Genomic DNA, 10,215 nt, shown 5'->3' on the forward strand with positions numbered 1-10,215 from the left:
TTGATCCATCGGGGACTCTTGATTCCAGGGCATGGTCAGCACCTCCTGACCATGATTGATACCTGTAAACCATGTCCCCGGTCTCAAACGTAAAGGATGTACCCGGTATTTACCCACCCCAGCCCTCTCCCCAGGGAGAGGGAGCCGATCTTCAGTGCTTTCAATAATTGAGTTCGGCTCGATATCACAGGTCGGCCGAGGGCAGGCAATCCCCCTGACACGCCAAACATCAAGCAAATCTGCGACAATCGCCCCCCTGCGCCTATAGACGACCGAATTGCCTACCCGATGACCGAAGAATCGCCCTCCATCGACAAACTGCTGAAGAACCTCGATCACGCCATGCTCGCCGACCGTCACCGGCTGCGGCGGCAGTTGCTTGAGCTGCGCAAGAAACCCGACGAGGCCAAGCTGGCCCAGTGGGTGGCGCGTATGCAGGCGTCCTGCGATCAGGTGCTGGCGCGAAAGGCCAGCCTGCCGGTGATCCGTTACGACGACAGCCTGCCGATTGCGGCCAAGCGTGACGAAATCAAAAAGGCTTTGGAACAGCATCAGGTGCTGATCATCGCCGGCGAAACCGGCTCGGGTAAAACCACGCAGCTACCGAAAATCTGTCTGGAAATCGGTCGCGGCCAGCACGGCATGATCGGCCACACCCAGCCACGCCGGATCGCTGCGCGCAGTGTCGCCAGCCGGGTTGCCGAAGAACTCGGCACGCCGCTCGGGGCGTTGGTCGGTTATCAAGTGCGCTTCGAGGATCAGAGCGATTCCAGCACCCTGATCAAACTGATGACCGACGGCATTCTGCTGGCAGAAACCCAGAACGACCGCCACCTCGAGCGCTACGACACTATCATCGTCGATGAAGCCCATGAACGCAGTTTGAACATCGATTTTCTGCTCGGTTACCTGAAAACCCTGCTGCCGCGCCGCCCGGATCTGAAGGTCATCATCACTTCGGCGACTATCGATCTGGAGCGCTTCTCCAAACACTTTGACGATGCGCCGATTGTCGAAGTCTCGGGCCGCACGTTTCCGGTAGACACCTGGTATCGCCCGCTGACCCTGGAGCAGGACGAGGAGGGCAACCGGGTCGAAGACGACCTGACGGTGGATCAGGCGATTCTCGCCACCCTCGACGAAATCGCTTCTTACGAACGCAGCGAACGCCGCAGTCCCGGCGATGTGCTGGTGTTCCTGCCCGGCGAGCGCGAGATTCGCGACGCCGCCGACATGCTGCGCAAGGCCCAGCTCAAGCACACCGAAATCCTGCCGCTGTACGCGCGCTTATCGCCGGCCGAGCAGCAGCGGATTTTCCAGTCGCATCCGGGCCGTCGCGTAGTGTTGGCGACCAACGTTGCCGAGACTTCGCTGACCGTGCCGGGCATCCGTTACGTGATCGACAGCGGCACCGCGCGCATCAGCCGTTACAGCTATCGCGCCAAGGTGCAGCGCTTGCCGATCGAGGCGATCTCCCAGGCCAGCGCCAACCAGCGTAAGGGTCGCTGCGGCCGGGTCGAGCCGGGCATTTGCATCCGGCTCTATAGCGAAGAAGACTTCATCGGCCGTCCGGAATTCACCGATCCGGAAATTCTGCGTACCAACCTTGCCGCCGTAATCTTGCAGATGCTGCACTTACGCCTCGGCGAGATCACCGATTTCCCGTTCATCGAGCCGCCGGATGGCAAGGCGATCAGCGACGGTTTCAACCTGTTGCAAGAGCTGTCGGCAGTGGATCGCAACAGTCAACTGACGCCGCTCGGCCGCCAGTTGGCGCGCCTGCCGGTCGACCCGCGCATGGGGCGCATGCTGCTCGAAGCGGCCAAGCTCGGCAGCCTGCAAGAAGTGTTGATCGTCGCCAGTGCCATGTCGATTCAGGACCCGCGCGAGCGACCGCCGGAGCGTCAGCAAGCCGCTGATCAGGCCCACGCGCAATGGAAGGACATCGACTCGGACTTCGCCGGGCTGGTCAATCTGTGGCGCGGTTTTGAAGAACAGCGTCAGGCGTTGACCGCCAGCCCGCTGCGCAACTGGTGCCGGAAGAATTTCCTCAACTACTTGCGCCTGCGCGAGTGGCGCGACTCCCATCGGCAACTGAGTCTGATCTGCCGCGACCTGCAATTGACCGTCAATAAAGAGCCGGCGGATTATCCGAAATTGCACAAAGCGGTGCTGGTCGGTTTGCTCAGCCAGATCGGGCAGAAAACCGAGGACGGCGATTACCTCGGCGCGCGCCAGCGACGGTTCTGGATTCACCCGTCTTCGGGTATCGGCAAGAAGCGTCCGCAGTGGGTGATGGCCGCCGAGCTGGTGGAAACCACCAAGCTCTATGCGCGCATGGTGGCGAAGATCGACGCCGACTGGATCGAGCCGCTGGCCGTGCATCTGATCAAGAAAAACCACTTCGAACCGCACTGGGAGAAGAAGCGCGGTCAGGTCGTGGCCTTCGAACAAATCACCCTGTTCGGGCTGATTGTGGTTGGTCGTCGGCCGGTGCATTACGGGCCGGTCGATCCGGTGGTGTCGCGTGAGATGTTTATCCGCGAAGGCTTGGTGCGCGGCGAGATTCAGTCTCGCGCCAAATGCCTGAGCGCCAACCAACAGTTGCTTGAACAGCTCGACGAACTGGAAGCCAAGGCTCGGCGTCGCGACATTCTGGCTGACGAAGAAACCCTGTTCGCCTTCTACGACGCCCGCTTGCCAGCGGAGATTCACCAGACCGCGACCTTCGACAGTTGGTATCGGGTTCACAGTCAGAAAGATCCGCAGCTGCTGATCATGCGCGAAGAAGACGTGCTGGCCCGCGAGGCCAGCGAAGTCACCGCCCAGCATTACCCGGACACGCTGCACATCGGTGATCTGGAACTGGCCCTGAGTTATCACTTCGAACCCAATCATCCGCGCGATGGCGTGACCCTGCGCGTGCCGGCGCCGCTGTTGCCGATGCTGCCGCCGGAACGTCTGGAATGGCTGGTGCCGGGGATGATCGAGGCCAAGTGCATCGCCCTCGTGCGCAATTTGCCGAAAGCGTTGCGCAAGAATTTCGTGCCGGTGCCGGACTTCATCAAAGCCGCGTTGCAACGCATGAGCTTCGCCGAAGGTTCATTGCCGCAAGCGCTGGGCCGCGAATTGCTGCGCATGACCGGCGCGCGGGTCAGCGATGAAGCCTGGGCCGAGGCCGAGCAGCAGGTAGAAGGGCATCTGCGGATGAACCTGGAAATCGTCGACGGCCAAGGCAAGTTCCTTGGCGAAGGACGCGATCTGGCTGAGCTGACTGCACGTTTCGCTGAAGCCAGCCAGGCTGCGTTGGCCGTGCCACAGAGTGCGAAAAGTCAGTTACCGGTGGAGGCCAAGGTCTTCGCCCCGGTGGCGGAAAAGACTCAGCAGAAGATCGCCGGGCTGTCGATGACGGTGTATCCGGCGCTGGTGGAAGAGGGCGGCACGGTCAAGGAAGGGCGTTTCTCGACGCCGGCCGAAGCCGAGTTCCAGCATCGTCGCGCCTTGCAGCGCCTGCTGATGCAGCAACTGGCCGAGCCGGCCAAGTTCCTGCGCGGCAAGTTACCGGGCATGACCGAGCTGGGCTTGATGTATCGCGAGCTCGGGCGGATCGACGCACTGGTCGAAGACATTCTGCTGGCCAGTGTCGACAACTGCATTCTCGACGGCGAAGACCCGTTGCCGCGTGACGGCGCTGGTCTCGCAGCACTCGCCGAGCGCAAGCGCGGTGGCTGGACCGAGCACGCCGAACGCGTGGCGCGCCTGACCCTTGAGATTCTGAAGATCTGGCACGGTCTGCAAAAACGCTTCAAGGGCAAGATCGATCTGGCCCAGGCTGTGGCGCTGAACGACATCAAGCAACAGCTGAGTAATCTGGTGTATCCGGGATTCGTCCGGGAAACGCCGATGCAATGGCTCAAGGAGCTGCCGCGTTACCTGAAAGCGGTCGAGCAGCGTTTCGAAAAGCTTGGCGCGCAAGTGCAGAAGGATCGGGTCTGGAGTGGCGAACTGGCTGGCCTGTGGGCGCAATACCAGACTCGCGCGGCGAAACATGCACAGGAAGGCAAGCGCGATCCGCAGCTTGAGCTTTATCGCTGGTGGCTGGAGGAATACCGGGTTTCGCTGTTTGCCCAGCAGTTGGGGACGAAAGTACCGATCTCCGACAAGCGCCTGAATAAACAATGGACTCAGGTGGAACCTTAGTCCCTCTCCACCGGGTTCTGCGTTGCTGTTGAGAAAGGGGCCAAAACCTTGGGTTTATGGCAAACTTCGCCCCCATAAACACCGGTTTCGCGACCCAGAGCCTTTTGCCCGGTCGCGTAGTGGAATAAAGCGATACCAGGTTTGCGTCCCCCGGATGGGAATAGACCCTTTATGTGTTGGTACGTCGGTGCCAGCGCTTTCTGCCTGAACAGATCAGAGAAACGACCATGCATAATGTCGTCATCAGCGGCACCGGCCTGTACACCCCGGCCAACAGCATCTCCAATGAAGAGCTGGTGCAGTCTTTCAATACCTACGTCGCGCAGTTCAACGCCGACAACGCCGATGCTATCGCCAGCGGCGAAGTTCAGGCCCTGACCGAATCCAGTGCCCCGTTCATCGAAAAGGCTTCCGGGATCAAGAGCCGCTTTGTCATGGACAAGGAAGGCATTCTCGACCCGGCGCGCATGGCCCCACGTTTGCCAGAGCGTTCCAACGACGAATGGTCGGTGCTCTGCCAGATGGCCATCGGCGCTGCCGAGCAAGCCTTGCAGCGCGCCGGCAAGACTGCCGCCGACATCGACGGCGTGATCGTCGCCTGTTCCAACCTGCAACGCGCCTACCCGGCGATCGCCATCGAAGTCCAGGAAGCACTGGGCATTCAGGGCTACGGTTTTGACATGAACGTCGCCTGCTCCTCGGCGACCTTCGGCATCCAGCAGGCGGCTAACAGCATTCAACTCGGCCAGGCCCGGGCGATCCTGATGGTCAACCCGGAAGTCTGCACCGGTCACCTGAACTTCCGTGACCGCGACAGCCACTTCATCTTCGGTGACGCTGCGACTGCGGTGATCATTGAACGCGCCGATCTGGCCACCTCCAAGCACCAGTTCGACGTGGTCAGCACCAAACTGCTGACCAAGTTCTCCAACAACATCCGCAACAATTTCGGCTTCCTCAACCGCGCGGCGGAAGAGGGTGTTGGCGCCCGCGACAAACTGTTCGTGCAGGAAGGCCGCAAGGTGTTCAAGGATGTCTGCCCGATGGTTGCCGAGTTGATCGCTGAACATCTGCAAGAGAACCAGCTCAACGTCGGCGACGTGAAACGCTTCTGGCTGCATCAGGCCAACCTGAGCATGAACCACCTGATCGTGCGCAAGTTGCTCGGTCGCGAAGCCACCGAAGAAGAAGCGCCGGTGATCCTCGACACCTACGCCAACACCAGCTCTGCCGGTTCGGTGATTGCGTTCCACAAATATCAGGACGATCTGGCCTCCGGCTCGCTGGCGGTGCTGAGTTCGTTTGGTGCGGGTTACTCGATTGGTAGCGTGATTCTGCGCAAGCGCTGATTGACGCGTTTCCTTTGTGGCGAGCTCGCTCGCCACATCGTATTTGCGCCTGAATTGATTCGAGGTCTGAATGCCCGTAGCGGATGACGGAAAATTGCTCGAACGCCTGCTGGCCGGCGAACAACAAGCCTTCAAGGAACTGGTCCGCACCTATCAAAGCCCCATGCGCGCGGTGGCCTACGCAATTGTCGGCCAGCGGCACGTCGAAGAAGTGGTGCAGGACGCGTGGCTGTCGGTGGTTCGACACATCGGCAGTTTCGAAGGTCGCTCCAGTCTCAAGACCTGGCTGCTGACCATCACTGCCAACGCGGCCAAGAGCCGTTACAAGCTCAATCGTCGCGAAGTGTTGCTCGACGATTTGCCCTCGCCCCATGGCACCATCGATGACGACCGATTTTCACCCGGCGACGGCCACTGGCTGGTAGCGCCATTCGCCTGGCACCAGGACACTCCGGAAGCCTTGCTCACCGAAGGCGAGTTGCGCGAATGCCTCGAGCACACGCTGCTCAGTCTTTCGGAGTTGCAAAGCAGTGTATTGCTGCTGCGTGAACGGCAGGGGCTGGAGCTGGAGGAGATCTGTAATCTTCTGGAGATATCGCTCTCCAATGTCCGCGTGCTGCTGCATCGCGCACGTCTGAAGGTCTTCGCGACCGTGGAACATTTTGAGGAGACGGGAGAATGTTGACCTGCAAGGAGCAAGTGGCCCGCGCCAGCGATTATCTCGACGATCAACTGAGCTTTCGCGAAAAGCTGATGGTGCGTCATCACCTGATGTTCTGCCCCAACTGCCGACGCTTCATGCGCCAGATGCGCGTGATGCAGGCGACGTTGAAGGCAATGCCGGAAAAACCGCTGGAAGAGGATGTGGATGCACTGGCCGAACGCCTGGCCAAGCTACGACGGGATGACAACCTCTGAACCCGGCTGTTGTGGCGAGGGAGCAAGCTCCCTCGCCACAGGTGCAATAATCAGCCCAGCGTGGGCGAAACGAACGGATGATGGGGATCGTCCCGCCCACGCCAGGCTAAAAGTGCCGTTTCTTAGAACTTGGCTTCCGCATCCAGCTGCAGGGTGTTGGCATCTGCATCACGTTGGGTACGGCTTGCAAAGTCGGCCTTGGTCAGGAAGTACGTAGCGCCGACGGCGAAGTTCTTGTCGATGTCGTAGCCGACCTTGAGCTTGTGACCGCGTGAACCGGTGGTGCCGTTGGCGAAGTCCGAATCGGTGAAGGCGCCGACCACAGCATTGCGCTGCACGTCACGATAGTTGTAGTCCAGGTTGAAACCGAAGACTTTCGACTTGGCACCCAGCAACCATGCAGTGTCCTGATCGGTCACAGCGTCGTTGTTCTTCACGTACTGGCCGTAGAACGACAGCGGCATTGGCAGACCGCCGATGTCGAGCTGGCTGAAGCCTTCGTACAGACGGAATTCGTTGTTCGCCGAGTTGCCGTTGACGGCCAGTGCGCATGGCGTCGACGTGCCGGTGCAACGGCTGTCTTCGTCGTTCTGGTAGGCGTAGACGCTGCCGCCCACGGTCAGTTTCAGGTTGTCGGTGATTGCCAGGCGGCTGCCCAACTGGCCAGCGGTCAAGCGCAGGTCGTGGCGGAACTGCACGCCGTCGCCGTCAACGTTGTCCTTGAGGTTGTAGTTGCCCAGGCTACCGAACAGTTCGGCGCTGTTACCCAACGGATACTTGTAGGTGACCGCCAGACCTTCCGGGTTGATGTCGCCATCCCAGATCACGTCACCCATGCTGACCCACGGTTGCAACATCTTGCCGCCGATCACGTGCAGGTTTTTGATTGCGTCAGGGTGGTAGTCGATGTAGCCCAGATCGAGCCAGATCTGCTTCTTGTCGAAGTAGTTGTCCTGATCCTGGTTGGTCGAGCGGGCATCATCGCCACCGCCGGTGGCGATACGAATGCCGGTATCGACTTGCGGGTTGATTTCAGTGTAAGCACCGAGACGGGCACGGATGCGCTGACGATCCTTGTCGCGGCCGCCATTGTTCGGCTCGCCATCGATCTTGATGGTTTCCTGACGGATACGCACGTCGCCCTTGAACTGGGTCTTGGCAGCCCAGGCCAGTTTCTGGTCGAAGGAACTGAGCTCGTTGGTTTTCTTCGCGGTCGCCGCGATCTGCTCGTTGGTCTCTTGCTGCGCCTGCTGCGCGATTTGCTGGGTCTTCTGATCCTTGGCCAGTTCGGTTTGCAGTTCAACGTACTGCGCCTGGGAAATCGAACCGTTAGCCTTGAGCATGTCGAGCAGTTTGGCGTCGACTGCGGCACTGGCCGGAACGCTCATGGCCAGCAACAGGCCACCGCACAGGGCCGCCGCAGTTTTCGTGGAAGCAAGACGCATAGCAATCTCCGAAGATAAGAGGGATGGCTGAACCATCCTGGGCACAACCGACGGTTTAACGGTCGGAAAACAGTGGCCGGCTAGAACCCGGCGCTCTAAAAACAGGCGCCAGTATCGCGATGGTTTATGACAGAGCAGTGGCACGATGATGGCAGGATGATGACGATGCGAATTTGACGAGAACTATCGGGCTAGAGCGCTGTCCTGCGATTGCTCGTGTGCTTTGAGTGGGCAATCAGCGATACTCGGCGAGCTGTCATGCCAGGAACCGGAGTGGAAAATGCCGCTGCAACGTCTGCACAAACTGTCGGAAATCGCATCGGATACATGGGATGCTCTGGTACCGGAAAACCAGCCGTTTCTGCGCCACGCATTCCTCTCATCACTCGAGGACAGTGGCAGTGTCGGTCCACATTCAGGCTGGCAACCGGAGCATTTGCTGCACGTCGAAGACGGGCGTTTGCTCGCCGCGTTACCGAGTTATCGCAAGTGGCATTCCTACGGTGAATACGTGTTTGATCACGCCTGGGCCGACGCCTGCGCACGTGCCGGCATTGATTACTACCCGAAGTTGTTGACCGCCGTACCGTTCAGTCCGGTCAGCGGCCCACGCTTGCTGGCGGCCAATGTCGAGGACGGTTTTGAGCTGCTCAAGAGCCTGCCGGGTTATCTGGAAATCGAAGAACTTTCCAGCGCGCACATCAACTTTACCGACGCGTTCACCGACGCCGCCATGGCCGAGCAACCGGGCTGGCTGCAACGCATCGGCTGTCAGTACCACTGGCAGAATCGCGGCTATCGCGACTTTCAGGATTTCCTCGACGTGCTCAGTTCGCGCAAGCGCAAGCAGATGCGCAAGGAGCGTGAGCAAGTGGCGGGGCAGGGCTTCGAATTCGAGTGGCTGGAGGGCCGTGAGCTGGACGAGGCGCAGTGGGATTTTGTCTACGCTTGCTACGCCAATACTTACGCGGTGCGTCGGCAAACGCCGTATCTGACGCGGGAATTCTTCAGCCTGCTGGCCGAACGCATGCCGCAATCGATCCGCGTCGTGCTGGCCAAACACGGTTCACGGCCGGTGGCCATGGCCTTCAGTCTGGTCGGTGGCGACAGTTTTTATGGGCGCTACTGGGGCTGTCTCGCCGAGTACGATCGACTGCATTTCGAAACCTGTTTCTATCAGGGCATGGACTACGCAATTGCCCAGGGTTTTCAGCGTTTCGACGCCGGTGCGCAGGGCGAACACAAGCTGATTCGCGGCTTTGAACCGGTGATCACCCACTCATGGCATTACCTGCGTCATCCGGGTCTGAAAGCGGCGGTCAAGGATTTCCTGCAGCAGGAACGTGCCGGTGTTCTCGCCTACGCGGAAGAAGCGAGGAGCGCGCTGCCTTATCGGCAAGCGTGATCCTCGCCAATATCTTCAACGGTCCTCGTTGCCCAGCCAGCGATAAGTCACCCCGCCAATCACCGCACCCAGCAGCGGCGCAACCCAGAACATCCACAACTGCGCGATTGCCCAGCCGCCGACGATCAGCGCCGGGCCAGTGCTGCGCGCCGGGTTGACTGAGGTGTTGGTGACCGGGATCGAGATCAGGTGAATCAGGGTCAGGGCCAAGCCGATGGCAATCGGTGCCAGTCCCGCTGGAGCGCGTTTATCGGTGGCGCCGAGGATGATCACCACGAACATCGCCGTCATCACCAACTCCGTGACGAAGCCTGCCGCCATCGAGTATTTGCCCGGCGAATGCTCGCCATAACCGTTGGAGGCCAGCCCTGCGCCGAGATCAAAACCTTCCTTGCCGCTGGCGATGTAATAGAGCAACGCCGCTGCGAGAATCCCGCCGATCACCTGAGCGATGATATACGCGGGCAGCTCTTTGGCCGGGAATCGACCGCCGACAAACAGACCCACCGATACCGCCGTATTGAGATGACAACCGCTGATGTGACCGATGGCGAACGCCATGGTCAGCACCGTCAGACCAAACGCCAGCGCCACTCCCAGCACGCCGATGCCCAATGGTGAAGACGCGGCAATCACCGCGCTGCCGCAACCACCCAAAACCAGCCAGAACGTACCCAACAACTCAGTGACTGAACGCTTGAACAGTGACATGAGAGAGTCCTTGATAGCTGTGCTATCGAGACTGTATTGCGTTGTGCATCCTGCAGACTTACTACAGGTTCCATTCCGGAGCCTTGGCTGAGTACAGCAGGCTTTGTGCGGATTTCCAGCAGCCGTAAAAGCAAAGATCGCAGCGTGCCGCAGCTCCTACAGATGACCGTGTAGGAGCTGCGGCACG

7 protein-coding genes are annotated in these 10,215 nt (G+C 59.9%); 5 read left to right on the forward strand and 2 right to left on the reverse strand.

Annotated features, from left to right (window positions below):
- Window positions 1-288: 288 nt before the first annotated feature.
- From hrpA to ACP7EE_RS15125, 4 genes are all read left to right on the forward strand, one after another.
- Window positions 289-4,200 (forward strand): ATP-dependent RNA helicase HrpA, encoded by a 3,912-nt coding sequence (gene hrpA, locus ACP7EE_RS15110; protein WP_426235046.1) that lies wholly within the window; start codon window positions 289-291, stop codon window positions 4,198-4,200.
- A gap of 227 nt (window positions 4,201-4,427) precedes the next feature.
- Window positions 4,428-5,549, forward strand: coding sequence for a beta-ketoacyl-ACP synthase III (locus tag ACP7EE_RS15115; RefSeq protein ID WP_426206688.1), 1,122 nt, complete (start codon window positions 4,428-4,430; stop codon window positions 5,547-5,549).
- A gap of 70 nt (window positions 5,550-5,619) precedes the next feature.
- On the forward strand, window positions 5,620-6,234 hold the full coding sequence (locus ACP7EE_RS15120; protein WP_426235047.1) for an RNA polymerase sigma factor: 615 nt from the start codon (window positions 5,620-5,622) through the stop codon (window positions 6,232-6,234).
- On the forward strand, window positions 6,228-6,467 hold the full coding sequence (locus ACP7EE_RS15125; protein WP_426235048.1) for a zf-HC2 domain-containing protein: 240 nt from the start codon (window positions 6,228-6,230) through the stop codon (window positions 6,465-6,467). Before ACP7EE_RS15120 ends, ACP7EE_RS15125 begins: the two co-directional genes overlap by 7 nt.
- A 122-nt stretch (window positions 6,468-6,589) precedes the next feature.
- Here ACP7EE_RS15125 and ACP7EE_RS15130 read toward each other — a convergent pair whose 3' ends face one another.
- The gene (locus ACP7EE_RS15130; protein ID WP_426206690.1) at window positions 6,590-7,912 is read right to left on the reverse strand and encodes a putative porin; all 1,323 of its coding nucleotides are present in this window, start codon (window positions 7,910-7,912) and stop codon (window positions 6,590-6,592) included.
- 280 nt (window positions 7,913-8,192) lie between these two features.
- On the opposite strand from ACP7EE_RS15130, the gene ACP7EE_RS15135 reads away from it, so the two are divergent.
- On the forward strand, window positions 8,193-9,317 hold the full coding sequence (locus tag ACP7EE_RS15135; protein WP_426235049.1) for a GNAT family N-acetyltransferase: 1,125 nt from the start codon (window positions 8,193-8,195) through the stop codon (window positions 9,315-9,317).
- A 15-nt stretch (window positions 9,318-9,332) separates the two neighbouring features.
- Here the strand turns inward: ACP7EE_RS15135 and aqpZ are convergent, their stop codons facing one another.
- Entirely contained in the window at window positions 9,333-10,028 is a 696-nt protein-coding gene (gene aqpZ / locus ACP7EE_RS15140; protein WP_426235050.1) for an aquaporin Z, read from the reverse strand.
- Window positions 10,029-10,215 lie beyond the last annotated feature (187 nt).

This window comes from Pseudomonas sp. TWP3-2, assembly GCF_049897765.1.
In the GTDB taxonomy this organism is placed as follows: Bacteria; Pseudomonadota; Gammaproteobacteria; order Pseudomonadales; family Pseudomonadaceae; genus Aquipseudomonas.

Excerpts from the sequence above, each read along its gene's own strand:
- ACP7EE_RS15135 (WP_426235049.1), top strand. The coding sequence starts at position 8,193 with ATGCCGCTGCAACGTCTGCACAAACTGTCGGAAATCGCATCGGATACA.
- aqpZ (WP_426235050.1), bottom strand. The coding sequence starts at position 10,028 with ATGTCACTGTTCAAGCGTTCAGTCACTGAGTTGTTGGGTACGTTCTGG.
- hrpA (WP_426235046.1), top strand. The coding sequence starts at position 289 with ATGACCGAAGAATCGCCCTCCATCGACAAACTGCTGAAGAACCTCGAT.
- ACP7EE_RS15130 (WP_426206690.1), bottom strand. The coding sequence starts at position 7,912 with ATGCGTCTTGCTTCCACGAAAACTGCGGCGGCCCTGTGCGGTGGCCTG.
- ACP7EE_RS15125 (WP_426235048.1), top strand. The coding sequence starts at position 6,228 with ATGTTGACCTGCAAGGAGCAAGTGGCCCGCGCCAGCGATTATCTCGAC.
- ACP7EE_RS15115 (WP_426206688.1), top strand. The coding sequence starts at position 4,428 with ATGCATAATGTCGTCATCAGCGGCACCGGCCTGTACACCCCGGCCAAC.
- ACP7EE_RS15120 (WP_426235047.1), top strand. The coding sequence starts at position 5,620 with ATGCCCGTAGCGGATGACGGAAAATTGCTCGAACGCCTGCTGGCCGGC.